Here is a 16,782-nt window from a genome sequence, read left to right as displayed (position 1 = left end):
CCGCCTGGCCGGCATGAGAAACAACTCCCAAGGAGAGATTCATGCAAGTCAAGAAAACGCCATTCGCCTGGAACCAGGCAGCAGCCTACGACTTCCCGACCTTCTGGAGCACGCTGCAGCGCGTGCACCCCCAGGATCACCCGGTCTCCTACTTCATGATTGCCGTGATCTGTTTCGAGGAAACGGGCTTCTGCAACATCCAGCAGGCAGAGACTCCCAGCGGCCTGGGCGTCGGCTTCGGCCAGCTCGAGGTGAAGAACCCCGAGAAGGTGGCCTTCTACGAATGGGCCGGCGTGGAGACCAACTACCACGAACTCGCCCGGCACATGCTGCGCGACCGCGAATTCTCGCTCGGGCTGCATTGCCAGTTCTTTCAATACCTCACCGAAGAACGCGGCCTGCGGCTGGATGGATGCCTGTCGGCGCAGGTGGGCAGGCACCTGCAGTACAAACCGCTGTTCAGGACGGGCGCCAGCATGCTCGAATCGGCCTTCGAAGCGAACGATCGCGACGCCTACATCCGTGCGCTCAACTACGCACGCTCGAACAGCGCCAAGAAGAACGGAATTCCGGAGAGCCTCTTCAAGGACTACTGGGAGTTCATTCTTCCGCAGAGCTGGTTCGACTATGGGTTCTGATCGTCCCTTGCCTGCGGCATCGGCTCGGGCATCAACCGCGTGGCGTCATCGTCGTTCTCGTCGGGCATCACCCAGAGCGTGAGCGCGGTGTAGTTGTCGTGGCCCGGCTTGGCGCGCGCCTTGATCTGCGTGTCGAGCTGCTCGGTCCACTGGCTGGGCGTGCGCGAGGCATGCAGCGTGTCGACCAGGCACTCGTCGCCCAGCGGCTCCCACACGCCATCGCTGCACAACAGCAGCACATCGCCCGGCATGAGGCGCATGCGGTCGGACACCGCGATGTCGGGCGCCTCCTCGATCGAACCCAGCGCCGACAGGAGCATGTTGCGCTGCGGATGCAGGCGCGCGCCCTCCTCGTCGAGCATGCCGCCGGCGACCATCTGCTGCACCAGGCTGTGATCGGTGGTGCGCGCCACGATGGCGCCGCCGCGGAACAGATACGCACGGCTGTCGCCGCTGTGCACCCAGGCGAGCGCCTGGTTCTCGAGATCGATCGCCGCGAAGACGACGGTGGAGCGCATGCCCGCGAGCTTGCCGCCTTCGGCCTGGCGCGCCACCACGTCGCGGTTGGCCTGCTCGACCAGCGTGCGCAGCGTGATCTCGTCCAGCCCCGGCGCCGCCGAGAAACCGCCCAGCACGCTGCTGCGCGCCGTGGCTGCCGCCACATCGCCGCCGCCATGACCGCCCGCGCCGTCCGCCACCAGGCAGGCGACATAGCGCTCGTCATGCCAATGGCCATGGACGTCCTCGTTGTAGGTGCGGCCGCCCTGTCGGGACAACGTGACGATTTCGATTTCCAAGCGGGGTGCCTCGCGATGGCTGGTGTTGTTGTGGTGATGGCTTCGACCGAGGTCGTCGTTCTGCTGCTTCTTGCTTTTCTTCTTCTGCGTCGTCACTGTCCGTCGGACTTCAGGCGCGCCATCTGCTCTTCGTAGGCTTCGAGAAACGCCTTGCCGAAGAGGTTGTGGAAATCGTCTTCCGCCTCGCTTGCGATGCCACCGTAGAGCGCGACGAACTGGTCCCAGAGCTTGGCCTTGCGGTTGGCCGCGAAGATGGCGTCGAGCGCCGACTTCGCGCTGATCTTCTTCTCGAGTTCTTCGGGCTCGAAGCGCGTGATGACGTGCGCGAGCGCCGCGCGCATGCCCACCATCACGCCGAACTGGTGGGCGCGCAGGTCGTTGAAGGCATCGCGCATCGCGGCCTCCGGCGGCATGAAGCCGCGCACGCCCGGCCCGAGCAGGTGCGCGAGCGCCACTTCCACCGTGGGCGAGAACTTCAAGGGGTTATTGGCCTGCGCCGCGATCATCGTGACCTCGGCGCGCACCTCGCGCTTGAACTCCTGGCGCGTGAGCAGCAACTGCAGCGTGCCTTCGGTGGCGCTGCGCAGCATCGAGCCGATGCGCTCCATGAGGCCGGGCGTGAGCATCTCGGGCGGCTGGTGCGTGCTGGCGAGGCCGCGCAGGAACGCCGCGAGCAGTTCGTCGTCGGAGGCCGTGCGCTCGGCGCGCGGCGCGGCCGGTGCGGACGCGCGCTGAACCGGCGGCGGTGGTGGCGGCGGCAGGGGCGGCAGCGGCTCCAATGGCCTGCTGCCCACCTCGGGGCCGCTGATGCGGATCGGCTGGCCCGTGATGTCATCGAACTGCGGCAGCACCTCTGCAGGCGCTGCGGCCACCGGCGCGGGCGCAGTTGGTGGTGGAGGCGGCGGAGGTGGTGGTGGTGGAGGCGGAGACGTCACCGCCTTCGGCGGCGTGAAGCCGAACTGGTCGATCGGCAAGTGATCGGAGCGCGGCGTCGGCGTGGACGGTGCCGCGCTCTGCAACGCGGCCAGCGGGTCCGCGGAGGAGGCCGTGTTCGGCTGCAGCAGCGGATCGGCCAGCGGCGACAGCGCGAGTGGATCGCCGCCGATGCCGCCGCCACTGTTCATGCCGCCGAAGAGATCGTCGATGCCCGAGGCCTTGCCGTGCGCGGGCGGCGCGCCGAGGTCCGAGAAATCGTCGAGCGCGCCAAGGCCCGCGGCCGGCGCGGAACTCGGCGTGGGCCCTAGCAAGTTGGCGAACGGATCGACTTGTGCGGCCTGCGTGTTGCGGGAGCCGGTTGCCATCGGGTCGGGGAAGAGCAGCGAATCGGCGCTGGCGGGTGCGGCGGCCTTGGCTGCACTGGACGAGACCGGTGCGGATGCCGGCGGCGAGCCGAGCCCCGCGAGCAGATCCGCGAACGGATCGTCGCCACCGCCACCTGCCGATGCGGCGGCGGGCGCCGACATGATGGTGTTGGGAATCGCCAGCGACGGCGGAGCCGCCGCGGCCGTCATCTTCACGCTGAGTTCGAAGCTGCCGACCACCAGCCGCGCGCCATCGGTGAGCGCGGCCTCCTTGCCGGACCCCAGCGACACACCGTTGCATTGCATCGGGTTGCTGCCCCGGTCGATGACGAAGTACTGGCCATCGCGGCACAGCACCTGGGCATGCACGCGCGACACAGTGCGGTCGGGATCGTCGAGCACCAGCGTGTTCGTGTCGGCCCGGCCGATGGTGCCCCCGTTGGGCCCGAAATCCGCAGCGATGGGCTGCCCCGCCGGAGCGCCTTGCCGGGTGATGACAGCGATATGGATCATGAATCGGCCCCCGAGGCTCTAGGCCCTTCTATGTCCGGACACAGCCCGGGCGCGCAGGGCGTGCGCGGGCGAAAAAACTCAGAAGGAGTATTCATTCCGTGGGGCGGGTTGGCAATCTCGCCTTAAGAGGTATGCCATTGCAGCCAGGCGGCGACGGCGACGAAGATGAGGGCGATGAGGAGCCAGGTGCGGGCGGCGCCACCCGCCGCGCCGCGCACCAGCGCCATCAGCAAGAAGACGATGGCGAACGCGGCAAGAATGTATTTCGCGGCCATTTGCCGTTCAGGCCGCCGGCATGTGGCCGAGCCGATGCTGCTGCCGCCATGCGGGAGCACTCGTCTGAAAGAGCGGGGTACCTGGGCGCAAGAGACAGAGGTACTCGGCGGCGGCGAGACGCTGACGCTGGCCTGCATCCCCGAGCACCTGGACGCAATGGGACCACGACGGCGGCGCCCCCATGAAATAGCGCTCACCGGCCTGGAAGCGCCCGGCATGCATCGACCACCATGTCCGCACGCGCTCCGGGTCTGGCCACGGGAGGCTTTCGTCCTCTTCCAGCGAGACGTCATCGTCCGCGGGATCGTCGGTCGGTCCCCCTTCGCCGCCGTCGGGCGGTTTGCGTTCGAGATCGAGCCACGCCAGGTCGGCTCCCGTCATCAGGCTGAACGCCTCGCCGGCGAGCCGGGCGACGTTCGGGTCGCCCATCTGCTCGATCAGCCACGCAACCGCTTGCGGATCACCGACGATGCCCGCGCCCCGGATCGCGGTGCGAAGCCCCTCCGGTTTGTCGAGCAGCGCCTTGAACATCGGCGCCGCCCGTTCGAACGTCGCGAGCTTGAAGGACAACGCAGCGGCACGCGCACCGCAGTCGACACAGTCGCGCATGAGGGTATTCAACGCGTCAGCGGCCACACGCTGCTCGCCGAGCCATGCCAGGGACTGCGCCGACTGGAAGCGGCACTCGGGGTCTTCGTCGTTCAAGGCCGCCATGCAGGCCGCGATCAGGTCCGTGCGGCCACATGCGCCCGCTGCGCGCAGCGCCCGCGAACGCAGGTCCACGTCTGTGTCGACCAATGACGCCGCCAGAACATCTCCGGCGTCGACCCCGTGGCTCTCGCACGCCGCGATGCCCACCGTCCGCTGGAACGCATCCGGCGACTGCATCAGTTTCGTCGTGATTCCGCGCAACGCCGACGTCGGTGCCCACTCGAAGGCATCGACGACGCCCGGCCGCAGCGTTGGCAGCGTCTCGGCCAAGGCGAAGATCTTTCCGAGACGCTCGCCATCCTCGGCATCGAGCGCCAGCGCGGTAATCACGAAGGCCTCTCCGGCGCCCGGCCGCGCGAGCGCGGCATCGCACAACTGCGCCCCGAGCGCCCCCGCAATGCGCAACCCGTCGAGGTGAGCCTCCAGACGATCGTCCAACCGCCGCAGATGGCGCAGCTTTGCCTGCGGAGCACCTGCAAGTACCGACCGGGTGCGCGCGAGCACGGCGGCATCTTCGGCGTGCTGCTGCACGACGGCAAGAACAGGGCGCGCGACGGCGACGGTGCTCATCCGAGAATGCACTTCCAGTGCCTGCCGTCCGCGGTCTGCCAGACCTCCTGCCCCGCCATCGACAGCATCTGCCCGTGCGCAGCGGCAAGCACCACGCAGGGAACGATCTCCTCGACGCCATGGTCGACCACCTTGAGCTCGTCGTCCTCCATCACGCGCAGCGAGTTGCCGTCGGCAACATACAAGGCACCGGCAAACCACTGGATCGCGCAGAAATCCAGTTTCGGCGGCCCCAGATAACTCACCGGCGCCCAGCGGTCCGCATCGCCTCGAAGCAGCAACCCCATCTGGCCGCAGACGTAAAGCGTTCCGTCTTCGGCTTCGGTCGCGTCCAGCAGCATCAGGTTGGTGGGACTGTCGACGGCCTTCCAGCGGTCCACGACGAAGCGCCAGATCTCGCCACGCATTCCGAAACCGGTGAGATAGCCTTGCGTGTCCGTTGCGATGGCGTTGATGCCTCCGACCTTCCCGATCCGGGCTTTCATCCGCTCCGCGAAACTGAGGGCCGGGTCCGGCGCAGGCTCGAAGCCATCGGTGATCCTGATCCACGCATCGGACGGATCGCGCCAGTAGACCTCGCGCTTCATGCCGAACGCGAACAGCGTGCCCTTCACGGCCCGCAGTCCGCGGAAGGGGCCTACAGGTCTGCCGGGTTCGACGTGAACCTGTGTCTGTACGCCGCCCGCGAGGCTTCCCACCTGTCCATCGCGTCCGAGAACATCGAACCTCGTTCCTTGCGGCTGCGGAACGATCTCGAGTGCCACCGCCTGCCATGGCCACGATGCCAGCAAACTCCATTGCCCTCGCAAATACTCGACGAGCTGGCAGCGATAGGCCCCTCGCGCCAAGCCCTGCTCGCTGTGCGCGGCGAACACGTAGTGGTCGGCCCCGAGGATGCGGACATCGACCATGACGCTGTCCGCAACGGAAAATTCCTGTGAAGTCGTCATGTCGGGATGTTCCTTCTCGATTGCGTTGGATATCGACGCGTTGCCGATCCGTCAGTCGTCCGCGGCGCCCACGGGCTTGGTATGCACCAGCGTTCCGTCCCGAATGCCCACGCTCTGCTGCCGGTGGTAGGCATTGATCTGCGCTGCCAGGCATTTGTCGCTGCATGCCGGATCGTCGTTGGGAAAGCACTGGTGATGCGCGTCGATGCCCTGGTCGCGAACCTCGTCGTAGTTGCAAGCATGGTCCGCTGTGCGCCTGCCCACGTCTTCACCCGCCGCAATGTTCTGCTCCACGATGTCGATGCACTCCCTTTCGGCGGCGTCCTGGATGTCATGCATCTGAGGGTGTGTCTTGTCGGCCTTGTTGAACGGCGCCTCGCAGTTGCGGTGCCATGAGTGCCCCTCGGCGCATACGCAGGGGGCGGCCCCCTGGTCGTACCCCGGGAACTCGCTCGCGGGAAAGTGGTGCTTCGGGACGATGTGGTGCGCGGTCTGTCCGGGGCAGCAGCCACCTTTCTTGTTGTTCTGCTTCGAGTACGGCACGAGCATGCAGCGCTTTGCCTTGACGCAGGGGTCGTCCTTGTATCCCTTGTTCTTCGACGCGTTGGCATAGAGCGGCGGGCAATCCTCGTCTGCATGCTTGTTGTTTTCGCAGTTCGGGCATTGCGCCTTGACCTCCGCCATTTCGTCGCCGCAGGCCTTCTCCTGTTGCGGGCCGGTCATCGCATCCAGATAAGGCCAGGTCGCGGTGTTGCCCGGCACCGAGCCATGGTTGTGCGTCATCAGGTCCAGATGGCGCACCACGTTCTCACCCTCGATCAGCACGTCCATCGACCAGGCGTTGAAGTAGACCTTGCCCATGTTCGTGCTCGTGACGACGCCCTTCTTGGGCGCGCAGCCGGCTTCGTCGCCCGAACTGCGCTTGAAGTACGACTTGTTCTTGAGCATGACCTCCTGGCCGGAAATCTTCACGGTTGTCGAGCCGTCGCTCGAGTCGCTGGCCAGCCCTGTGTTCGGATAGGGCAGCGGCGTGCCGGGCGGCGTGGCGGGGGTTAAGGGCGGCGTGAAACAGCTGTCGGGGAAGGCGCACAGCGACTTGCCGTCGGCGGCCTTGCAGGACACCTCCATCTCGTTGGCATAGACCTGGTTGCCCATCAGGCGCTCCCGAATGCCAGAACGACGGCGCAGCGCTGGCCCGCGTCATTGGCCATGTGCAAGAGCACATTGCGGCCCGGCGCGTAGGCTTTGCGGCAGGCCGCATCGGCAACGGCGACCTGCGAGATGCCCGACAGCGCGCCCGCCTCGCCGGTGCATTCGGCCGGATGCCACAGGTCGAACTCCTCCTTGAGCCGGCGCATCGTGCGCGACAGCGCGAGCGCGGCCTCCTTGAAGTAGTACTGCTCGCCCGAGATATCCGCGATGCGAAAGTCGAGATCGTGCATTTCACATCCGGCGTCGTCCGTCGCGGCGCGAATGGCGGCCACCAGGCCATCGGCGCGCAGAGGCTCGCCGGAGTCGATGTGCGCCGCCTCGACCCCGAAACCGATGCCGGCGCAAAGAAGCTGCGGCTGCCCGTCCGGCAAGCCCACCAGCAGCGCGCCAGCGCCCTCCCCCGGCATGAAGCCGTTGGAGTTGTGGGAGGTGAGAAGACGCCCGCTTCGTTCGTAGTGCCCCAGCGTCGGCCAGTTCAGCAGGCTGTCGGCAGCAACGATCAGCACCCCCGGCAGCCGCTGTTCATGGACCAGCTTGCGCGCCTGCAGCAACGCCACGCCCGCACCCGCCCGACCGTGCGCCACGATGGCGGACTCCACGGCGAAGCTCACGCCGAGCACCTGTTGCAGCTGGAGAAAGAGCTGATCGTCGAGGCCTTCCTGCCGGCCCGGCCGGTCATGCTCGGCCACGCACAGCAGAAGCGGAATCGAAGGCCACTCGGCCCGAGGCACATCGCGCAAGCAGTCTTCGACAGCCATGGCCGCCATATGAGCGAGCCGGGGCAACCCGCGCCAGGGCGTGTCCATTGGCACCTCGTGCGCCATGATCCACTCGCCGATCGAGTCCACGAATCGCGTCTCGCACGGGTTCTTCAGTTTCGCCCTGATGGCCGCACATGCGGCCGGCGCGCTCAGGCCGACGCTGGTCACGAGGCCAGCACTCTGAATGGCGATCGGCAATGCGGCCATGGCTCAGGCCGCAACCATCACGACGGGGATCGGGAAAGGCACCGAATCCCGTTGCTGCCACCACTCCCGCCCCTTCTTTCCTACCAGCACCTGGGATATCTCGAACATGCTTTTGCGCAGCGGTCGAGCGACACGCCAGGTCAGGCTGAACCTCTGGGCATCGGGTTCGATCACGACCGTGTCGAGCGTCGCGGCGCAGTCCTCTCGCTCGCCCGTTCTGGGAAAGACATGCACCGGCGCAACCAGGTGCGGGATGGTGAAGCGCGTCAGGCCCTCCGGCGTGAGATTCGCGAGCAGCACCTCGGTCGGGCCCGCGCCGAAGTAATCCAGCGGTACCTGCTGGTCCATGGGCGCCGCTTGGAAGTACTGCGCATCGAAATCGGGCGGCAGAAAAGGAAAGTGCTCGTCTCTCCACACCTGGTCGTAGGTACCGGCGAAACGACTGCGCGGCTCCCATCCACGCCCCACGGGCCCGAAGGCCATCGGCCGATAGCTTCCGCCCGGCTCGCGTACCGCGTGGTCCACCTCCTCCGTCGATGGCAAGGGGGCGCCATCGACCCAGCCGGCCTTGATGTGCCGATGAAATCCTCGTCCGACGGGATTGGGCATGTAGGCCGCGTGCTGCGCGGGGTCCTCATGGCGCACATCGCTGCCTCCGAACGCCACATCGTAGGAAATCGGCTGCCGAACGAAGACGCCAGGCGGCGTGGCGCTCGCGCCGGACAGGCCGCACTCCCAATGGCGCGGCCCGATGACCGCCATCGTCTTGCTCCATCCACCGATTCGCACGCCGACCTCGACACGCGTTGTCGGACGCCCCTGCGGCGCATGAGCGCTTCCCGCGAGCAGGATGTCGCAGCGCGGCTTGCGCGGCGCGAAATCGACTTCGTACACCGGGGCCGAGTAGCCCGGGGCTCCGCTGAAGGTGTCGGCCATCACCAGCGGCAGCTGCGTCTCGTGCAATGCGAAATGGCCCTCCGGTTCTTCGGGATGCGGAAATCGGAAAGTGCCCTTGATGACCACCACGAGCAGTTCGCGCCCGCTGGGCTCCAGGCCCATGTTGTAGCCCGTCACCATCCGGGTGGCATTGATGAGTTCCATGATTCGCCGCCGGGCCGTTCGTCAGTTCAACTGGACCGAACCGCCCTTGACGCGGTTCACACCGCTCGACCGGCTCGACACATAGCTGCCCTGGATCAGCACCTTGCCTGCCTTCGTCAGCGTGATGCTGGCTTTTCCGCAGCGCAGGACCAACTGGCTGCGCGCGCTCACCAGCATGCGCTCCCCGTCGGCATCGACCTCGACCTGTGCCGGGGCCTCGGGCAGCGGCCACGCCTGTGTGCCGCGCAAGACCCCCATCACGATGGGCCGCTGCGGATCGGCTTCCTCGAACACCAGCACGACGCTGCTGCCGATGTGCGCGCCGTGAAGATCCACCACCGTGCGTGCACGAACCGCGGCTGCGTTCGCCCGCCCCGCGATCCGCACGATGGGCGTGCTGCCCTCGTCTGCCAGCGCCAGCAGTTCGCCGGTCGCGACGGCATTCCAGGGTGCAAGGGCCACCTCTTCCTTCAACTGCGCTTCGATCACATCTCTGCCGCTCATGGTCAACCTCCGTGAATGGAATCAGTTCTGCAAGATCTTCGAACCCTTCATCACGATGTCGCTGCTCGCCTTCGCGTTGATCTTTCCCGAGGCGTCGATCGTGATGTCCTTGCCCTTGATGACGATGGTCCCGTCCTTCTTCATCGTGATGCTTGCGCTGCCCGTGGTGATCGAGATCGAGTCGCCCGCGCTGATGACGAGGTTCTTGCCGACCGTGAGCGAATCGTCCTTCCCAACGCTGGTGGTGCGCCCCTCGCCCACGCTGCGCGATTCGTTCTTTCCCACGGTGGTGGAGAGGTTCGCCCCCACATTCACCGACCGGTTCGCCCCGATGCTGCTCGACTGGTTCGCGCCCACGTTGATCGTCTGGCTCGCCCCCACCGTCACCGCCTGCATCGCGCCCACCGTGATTTCCTGCGCCGCGCCCACGGTGATCGTCTCGTTGATCCCCACCGTGTGCGTGCGCTGCAGCGCCACCGTCGCCGTCTCGCTCGCCCCCACGGTGATCGAGCGGTTCTGCCCGATGGAGATCGTCTCGTTCAGGTCCACCGTCTCCGTACGGTTCATGTGGACGGTGATGGTCTCGTTCTTGTCCACCGTTTCCGTGCGCTGGCCGTGCACGGTGATGGTCTCGTTGTTGTCCACCGTCTCGGTGCGGTCGTGCTTGACGTGCGTGGTCTCGTCGTGGTCGATGGTCTTGGTGCGGTCGTGGCCCACCCAATGGGTCTCGTCGTTCTCGACCTCGATGTCCTGGTTCTTCTCGGCGTGCAGGTACACCTGCTCGGAGCCCTTCTTGTCCTCGAAGCGGAACTCGTTGCAGTTCGAGGCGCTGCCCTTGGGCGTGGAGCGCGTGCGAAAGCCGCTCTGCGTGTGCGAGCCGAACGGGATCGGCTGGTCGTCGTTGTAGACGCGGCCCACGATGATCGGCCGGTCGGGGTCGCCGTTCAGGAAGTCGACGATCACCTCCTGCCCGATACGCGGAATGAAGTACCCGCCCCATCCCTTGCCCGCCCACGGCTGCGACACGCGCACCCAGCAGGTCGATTTTTCGTCGCTCTTGTCGTAGCGGTCCCAGTGAAAGTGCACCTTCACGCGGCCGAAGTCGTCGGCATGGATCTCCTCGCCGGCCGGCCCCACCACGATGGCCGACTGCGGCCCGGGCATCACCACGCGGGGCGTGAGGCGCGGCGGGCGGAACGGCACGTCGATCGGCAGCGCGGTGATCAGGAAGGCGCTCGTGCCCTGCGGGTCGGTGCGCAGCGCGGGCGCACTGGCGATCAGCGCTTCGAGCGCGGGCCGCGCCTCGGCGTTCACCGCATCGTCGTCGAGCGCTTCGCGCAGCGCCTGCTCGATCGGCATGCGCGGCGTGCTGTGGGGAATGCTCTCGTAGCCCGGATGGCTCGCCGCGAAGGTGCAGGCCGCGATGACGTAGTCGCCGTCGCGCGCGCCGTCGGGGTCGCCCTCGAAGGTGAAGCTGCGCCCCGCGGTCACATCGGGCCAGGTGGTGAGCGCCCAGTGGCGCTGGCGGCGCGCGACGATCTCTTCGCCGCGCAGCTTGCCCTTGTCGTCCGCGTCGCCGCCCGAGAAGTAGCCGCCCGCGAACTCGAAGGCCTCGAACTCGGCCAGCTCGTGCTTGTCGGGCGCGCCGCCCGCGGCCTCCAGCTTCTTCTTGATCGACTTGAAGTTGCTGTCCTGCGATGCGTAGGTGCCGGTGTCGAACTGCCGCGCACTCACCCAGCGCGAGATCTCGTTGTGGCGCGCCTCGGTGGTGTCGCTCGCCACGTGGCGCAGCGTGCCCTCGACGGGCAGCTTGTCGTGCGCGATGTCGCTCGCGTCAGACAGGTGCATGGTCCCGGGCGCGTCGTGCGCGTCGAACCAGTAATAGATGCCTTCGTCTTCCAACAGCCGCGATAGAAACTGGTAGTCGCTCTCCTGGTGCTGCACGCAGTAGCGCCGCGGGTTGTGGGTGCTGATCACGTTGCTGGTCTGCGTCTTCTTGAAGCGCTTGATGGGGCTGTCTTCGAACACCGCGTCGAGCACTTCGAGCACTTTCTTGTCCTGCAGGATGCGCGAGTTGATGCGCTTGCAAAGCAGCCAGAACCACGAGCGCAGGCCGATGCGGTATTCGAAGTACCGCCCCACGTGGCCGGTGCGCTCGAAGCGCACCGCATGGCCCTGGCAGTGGCGCTGGTGCACGCCGCCGTCCTTGTCCTGGAACTCGATGACCACGTCGAACGCGCGGCCCAGGATGTCCTTGGCGTCGAGCGCGCGGTTCTTCGAGAGCACGGTGAGTTCGTAGGTGGACGGACGCGCGAGCGCCTCGTGGCCGACGATGCGCCAGAACATCAGTTCGCCGTTGGTGGGCGAATCGCTTTCGATACGGAACTCGTGATCAGCCATGGGTTGGCCTTCTCCCCTTCCGCGGCGCTGGGGCGCCGGTGATTGCCGTTGTTTTCTTCTAGGGCGCCAGCAGCACAACCAACGTCTGGCTCGGCACTGTGCGCACGCCCGGGCAGTTGGTGCTGTTCTGCAGCGAAACGCTGGTCAGGCGCGACGCGGGCATGCCGTGCAGCAGCACGGTGAACGCGCCGGTGAGATGACGGCTGGGCCCCATCACGGTGCCCGAGGCCACGCCCAGCAGCACGCCGGGGTTGTCCCCGTTGGTCATGGGAATGGTGGTTCCCAGATTGTGGGCGGGCGCGCCCATGATCAGCACCATCGGGCAGTTGGGAATCGCCATCGGTCCCATCGCGATGTTCGGATAGGGAACCGGAATCGGCGACGGCGCGGCGGGCGTGATGCAGACATCGGGAAACCCCATGTCTGTGCCCATCAGCTGGCAATTGGCGAACATGACGGCGTCTTTCTTCTTGTCTTCAACCGAAATGGATCTGCGCGCCGCGCGCCTTGATGAGTTCGCGGCCATTGATCAACGTGTGCTCGCCCTCCAGCCGCATCAGCTGCGTGGCTTCGCATTCCAGGTGCGTGGCCGCCACGCGGTCGATGCCCTCTGTGGTGCGCAGGTAGCTCTTGCTGAAGTGCTGCACCCGGTCCATCACCGACGACATGATCGAGCCGATCACCTTGATGCTGGTGCCGATCACGCGCAGTTGGCGGCCCACGACGTCAGCGGTCTCGGTGGCGACGGTGGTCTTCTCGGTGGCGATGTCCAGCTGCTGCGACTTGAGGCCGACGCGCGCCGCCTCCAGCTCCAGCGCGCCGCCTTGCACCGCGATGCGCATGTGGCCCGCGCAGCTCACCACGTTGGGCGTGCTCTCCTCGCGCTGTAGCACGGCCATGATCCAGACCTCGTTCGGAGCGATGCGCAGGCACGCCACGCTGTCGCCGGCCGCCGGTTCGAGCAGGCAGCTCGCAGCGCGCGTGGCGTGCAGGCGCAGGTCGCCGCTCGCGACGACCAACGCGCCCTCCTTGCCTGTGTGGCCGGTCGAGAGAACCCCCACGCACCACTCGCCCGTGATGGCCTTGGCCGGTTGGCGCCGGCGGGCGCGAGGCGCGGCGGGCTTGTGCATCGTTTCGTTCATGGCGGGCTCCCCTGTCTGCCTTGTGACTGTGTTCATTGAATGCGTTCGATGCATCAGGCGACCAGCGGTTGCCAGCGCTCGGATTGCGCGAGTTCGGGATCGGATTCGAGGGCACGCGCGCGGTCGCTCATCTGTGCGTTCTCAGTGTTGGCGCCGTGCAGCACGGTACGCAGCAGCGTGGCCTGGCGCAGGTCGGCCGCGTGCAGGTCGGCGTGCCGGAAATCGGCATAGGTCAGTTCCGCGCCGGTGAAATTGGCGCCCTGCAATTTCGCGCCCGCGAAATGCGTCTGGTACAGGTCGCAGCCCGCGAAATTGGCCTCGGCCAGCGTCGCGCCGGTGAACAGCGCCTGCCGCAGCCCCGCCCCCGAGAAGTCGACGCCCCGGCCCACCACCTCGCAGAAGATCGTCGAGGGCGCCACGGCTTTGGTGAAGCGCGCCCCGTCCAGCGTGGCGCTCTGGAAGTTGCATTGCCTGAGCGTGATGCCGCTGAAGTCGGCGCCGCTCAGGTCGGCCGCCGTGAACTGGCAGCCCTCCAGGTCCAGCCCCGCGAACGACATGCCCTTGAGCGAGGTCCGGAAGAACACGTTGCGCAGCATGCGGGCGCCCGTCCATGTGAGGTGCGTGAGGTCGCAGGCCTCCATGGTGGTGTATTGCCAGTGCGTGTCGTCGGCGCACACGTCCAGCAGCCCCGAATGGGTGATGACGGCCGAGTCGAGCCGCGCGCCGCGCAGGCTCGCGTGGTCCAGCTTGCAGCGGGACACCGTGGCCATCGACATCGCGGCCTGCGCCAGCTGCGCATGCGCCATGTCGCACTCGGTGAAGACCGCGCCATGCAGGTTGGCCTCGCGCAGGTCCGCGTGGTCGAGACGGCAGCGGTTGAAGACGGCCTTGCGCAGGTTCGCGCCCGAGGCGATGGCACCGCGCATCTCGCACTGGTCGAACACGGCCTCGCGGAGATCGGCGCCGCGGAAGTCGGCCTCGGCGAAATCGACCCGCGAGAACGTGGCGCCGCCCAGCGGCAGGCCGGCGTACTGTCCCTTGGAGAGGTCAAGGCCTTCCAGCGTCTCGCCGACGCTGACTGCGATGGCCAGGAGACTCGGCTTCATGCGGATGCCTGTTGCTCTGGTGTCAGGCGCGGCCAGGTGCGCGCCCGCTTGAGCAGTGCGCCATCGAAGCTGGTCGATCCATCCAGGCGCACGCGGCTCAAGTCGGCGCCGAAGAGGTTGCTGCGGCGCAGGTCGGCACCGCGCAGGTTCGCCGACTGCAAGATCGCGTCGCTGAAATTCACGCCCGACAGCAGCGCGTTCGCGCAGCCGGCCTTGCGCAGCAGCGCGCCCTTGGCGCTGGCCAGGCGCAGGTCCGCATCCTGCAATTGCGCCTCGCAGAGGTTGGCGCCGTCGAGCACCGCGCGCACGAGCTTCGCGCCGCGCATGTCGGAGGCTCCGAAGTTGAAGTTGCGCAGGTTAGCCTGGCTCATGTCCGCTGCGACCAGGCTGGAATCCTTGACCGCCACGGCGCCCACGCACTGCGCGCCCATCAGCTTCGCGCCATCGAGCTTGCAGGTGGCGAAGGTGGCGCTGGCCAACTGGGCCGCGTGCATGTCCACGCCCGACAGGTCCGACTCGATGAAGTTGCAGGCCGAGAGGTCCGCCTCCGGCCAACGCATGCCGCGCAGGTCGAGCTTGTAGAAAGTCTGGCCCGAGAGCTGGGCACCGGACCAGTCGGCATCGCCCCAGGTCGTCTCCAGCAGGTTGGCCTTCATGAACCCGGCGCGGCGCATCTGGGTGCCGGCGAACGCGCAATGCATGAACATGGTCTCGGTGAAGTCCGCGTCGTCGAACACGCCGCGCGCCAGGATCGCCTTGCCCAGGTTGGCCTTGCCGAACTTCGCGCCGATGGCGATCGCGCCTTCCAGGTTCGCATGGGCCAGCACCGCACTGGCGAAGTTGGCACCCGAGAGATTGCTGTTCCTGAAATCGACGCTCTCCAGCCACGCGCCCTCGAAGTTCGCATCGCGCAGGTCCAGGCCCGAGAGGTCCGCGCCGGTCAAGTCGATGCCCGCGAAGAACTTGATGCCGGCCGCGCTCGCACGACTCATTTCACTGCGCAGTTTCGCTGCAGCTTCCGCGGGCATCGGGAAGGCCGGCAACTGCGCATGCGCGGACTGCAGGTAGCCCATGCGGTTGGCGTCCTCGATCTGGCAGAGCTTGCCGTACATCGGCGCGAGGTCGGGCGGGTTGGCGCTTCCCGCGGCCAGCGCCTTCATCTCGGCCACGTGCTTGTCGGGGTCGTACAGGGGCGGGCCGCGATGCTGCACGGCGGCGATATCCAGGTTGGTGTAGTCCGCCATCGCCAGCGCCTTCTCCAGCGCCGTGACGGCGTCTTCCACCGCGGCCCACTGCTGGGCCTCGGACACCTTCATCTGCTTTTCCAGGTAGGCCGGCAGCGCGTCGCCGGTCGGCACCTTTTCGCGCGGCGGCATCTTGATACCCAGCGCATCGGGGTTCTGGCCCATCTCGATGGCCTTGTCGCGCGCGAACTCCACATCCATCTCCGCGCGGCGGTACTGCGCCTCGGCCTGCAGGCCTTCGATGGCGAAGGGCGCCTTCGCGGCCTCGACGTCGGGGTCCGCGGTGTCCACGCCTTCGGGCAGCAGGTCGCTGTCGACGATGGCGTACACCGGGCCCATCTTCGGGTCGGCGCGCTTGGCGGCGGCATCCAGGTAGTGCGCGTCGGGCCGAACCTCGCCGATGCGCTCGACCGCGCCCATGAGGCTCACCACGTCGGAGCCGTCGTCGGTGCCGACTTCGGCCAGCCCCTGGAAGATCGCGATGCAGCGCTCCGCATGCGGAAAGAACCACACGGTCGTCAGCCGCAGCGGCACTTCGCGGATCTTGGGCTCGGCGCCCTCCATCCGGTAGCCGACGAACACGCGCGCGCGCATGCCCGGCAGGCGGCCTTCGACCAGCGGCTTGCCGGGGTGCATGTTCTCGAACGAGAAGGACTCGTCGCCCGCGAGCGGGGCGCCCATCCACTGGTCGGACGGCGCGAGGTTGAAGTAGCGCCAGTCGGTGTCCGGTGCAAACCCGGGCGCGTGCTGCTTGAGGTAGTCGGCGTCGTAGGTGCCGCGGTACTGCGCGCGCTGCGGATGCATCAGGTCCAGTGCGCCGAAGCCGGCCGGGGCGATGGCCTGTTCCGGACGCAGCAGGCGGTCGTGGGGCAGCTCGGTATTGGGCAGCCAGGCCACCCCATCGACCTTCTCGCGGCCGCGGCCGGCCATGTTGGGCGGATGGTCCCGCCCGCCATAGGCGCGGCTCCAGTCGAGCGGCATTTCGCTGAAAGGCGCAGGCGCGCTCGGGCGCGCGCCGTCCCAGTGGCGATCGCCGAACACCAGCAGGGTTTTCTCGAGCATGCCGAAGCGGGCCCGCACAGCGCAGGCACTGGGCCTGTCCGCGGGCGCGTACGCCTTGCCATGCACCAGGAACTCCGGCGTGAGCTTGGCAACGCCTTCGTCGATCAGCGGCTGGGCCATCTCCTTGGCCAGGAACGACCACATCGACTGCTCGGCCCACAGCGTGCCGCGCTCGCCCTGTGCAAAAGGCAGGTGCAGACAGGCGCTGATGCTCAGTCCGAAGCGCTTGCGGAATTCGATCGGGCGCGTCGAGAGGCCCAGCGCCTGTGGTTTGAGGACTTGCATGG

Annotated in this window: 15 protein-coding genes; 1 reads left to right on the top strand and 14 read right to left on the bottom strand. The window is 67.2% G+C overall.

Annotation, left to right across the window (positions count from 1 at the left end; translation table 11 throughout):
• The first annotated feature begins 41 nt into the window (after positions 1-41).
• On the top strand, positions 42-638 hold the full coding sequence (locus tag QFZ83_RS31710; RefSeq protein ID WP_013539050.1) for a hypothetical protein: 597 nt from the start codon (positions 42-44) through the stop codon (positions 636-638).
• Here the strand turns inward: QFZ83_RS31710 and QFZ83_RS31705 are convergent.
• The 14 genes from QFZ83_RS31705 to QFZ83_RS31640 form a co-directional block, all read right to left on the bottom strand.
• The gene (locus QFZ83_RS31705) at positions 626-1,531 is read right to left on the bottom strand and encodes a PP2C family serine/threonine-protein phosphatase (RefSeq protein ID WP_306881839.1); all 906 of its coding nucleotides are present in this window, start codon (positions 1,529-1,531) and stop codon (positions 626-628) included. The genes QFZ83_RS31710 and QFZ83_RS31705 overlap by 13 nt on opposite strands.
• Positions 1,528-3,249, bottom strand: coding sequence for a type VI secretion system-associated FHA domain protein TagH (tagH, locus tag QFZ83_RS31700; RefSeq protein WP_307512358.1), 1,722 nt, complete (start codon positions 3,247-3,249; stop codon positions 1,528-1,530). Before tagH ends, QFZ83_RS31705 begins: the two co-directional genes overlap by 4 nt.
• Positions 3,250-3,371: 122 nt before the next feature.
• Positions 3,372-3,524, bottom strand: a complete 153-nt coding sequence (locus QFZ83_RS31695) for a hypothetical protein (RefSeq protein ID WP_307512356.1) — start codon at positions 3,522-3,524, stop codon at positions 3,372-3,374.
• 7 nt (positions 3,525-3,531) lie between these two features.
• Positions 3,532-4,806: a TIGR02270 family protein gene (locus QFZ83_RS31690; RefSeq protein WP_307512354.1), complete on the bottom strand. Its 1,275-nt coding sequence runs from the start codon at positions 4,804-4,806 to the stop codon at positions 3,532-3,534.
• On the bottom strand, positions 4,803-5,756 hold the full coding sequence (locus QFZ83_RS31685) for a hypothetical protein (RefSeq protein ID WP_307512353.1): 954 nt from the start codon (positions 5,754-5,756) through the stop codon (positions 4,803-4,805). The genes QFZ83_RS31690 and QFZ83_RS31685 overlap by 4 nt, the downstream gene beginning before the upstream one ends.
• A 51-nt stretch (positions 5,757-5,807) precedes the next feature.
• Positions 5,808-6,911 (bottom strand): PAAR-like domain-containing protein, encoded by a 1,104-nt coding sequence (locus QFZ83_RS31680; RefSeq protein ID WP_307512352.1) that lies wholly within the window; start codon positions 6,909-6,911, stop codon positions 5,808-5,810.
• Entirely contained in the window at positions 6,911-7,936 is a 1,026-nt protein-coding gene (locus tag QFZ83_RS31675) for a hypothetical protein (protein ID WP_307512351.1), read from the bottom strand. The genes QFZ83_RS31680 and QFZ83_RS31675 overlap by 1 nt, the downstream gene beginning before the upstream one ends.
• 3 nt (positions 7,937-7,939) lie before the next feature.
• Positions 7,940-9,037: a DUF2169 domain-containing protein gene (locus tag QFZ83_RS31670; protein ID WP_307512349.1), complete on the bottom strand. Its 1,098-nt coding sequence runs from the start codon at positions 9,035-9,037 to the stop codon at positions 7,940-7,942.
• Between the two features lie 21 nt (positions 9,038-9,058).
• Positions 9,059-9,541 carry a DUF6484 domain-containing protein gene (locus tag QFZ83_RS31665; RefSeq protein WP_307512347.1) on the bottom strand — a complete coding sequence of 161 codons (483 nt, stop codon included), beginning with the start codon at positions 9,539-9,541 and terminating at the stop codon, positions 9,059-9,061.
• Positions 9,542-9,562: 21 nt separating this feature from the next.
• On the bottom strand, positions 9,563-11,941 hold the full coding sequence (locus QFZ83_RS31660) for a type VI secretion system Vgr family protein (protein ID WP_307512345.1): 2,379 nt from the start codon (positions 11,939-11,941) through the stop codon (positions 9,563-9,565).
• Positions 11,942-11,999: 58 nt separating this feature from the next.
• Positions 12,000-12,395, bottom strand: coding sequence for a DUF4150 domain-containing protein (locus tag QFZ83_RS31655; RefSeq protein WP_307512342.1), 396 nt, complete (start codon positions 12,393-12,395; stop codon positions 12,000-12,002).
• A gap of 22 nt (positions 12,396-12,417) precedes the next feature.
• Positions 12,418-13,083, bottom strand: coding sequence for a DUF3540 domain-containing protein (locus QFZ83_RS31650; protein ID WP_307512340.1), 666 nt, complete (start codon positions 13,081-13,083; stop codon positions 12,418-12,420).
• A 53-nt stretch (positions 13,084-13,136) separates the two neighbouring features.
• Positions 13,137-14,189: a pentapeptide repeat-containing protein gene (locus tag QFZ83_RS31645; RefSeq protein ID WP_307512338.1), complete on the bottom strand. Its 1,053-nt coding sequence runs from the start codon at positions 14,187-14,189 to the stop codon at positions 13,137-13,139.
• Positions 14,186-16,780, bottom strand: a complete 2,595-nt coding sequence (locus tag QFZ83_RS31640) for a DUF2169 domain-containing protein (RefSeq protein ID WP_307512337.1) — start codon at positions 16,778-16,780, stop codon at positions 14,186-14,188. The genes QFZ83_RS31645 and QFZ83_RS31640 overlap by 4 nt, the downstream gene beginning before the upstream one ends.
• Between the last annotated feature and the right edge of the window lie 2 nt (positions 16,781-16,782).

The organism is Variovorax sp. W1I1, from assembly GCF_030815625.1.
Taxonomy (GTDB): Bacteria; Pseudomonadota; Gammaproteobacteria; order Burkholderiales; family Burkholderiaceae_C; genus Variovorax; species Variovorax paradoxus_C.
The sequence above is the reverse complement of the archived record's forward strand: the minus strand, read 5'-3'. Positions and strand labels throughout refer to the sequence as shown.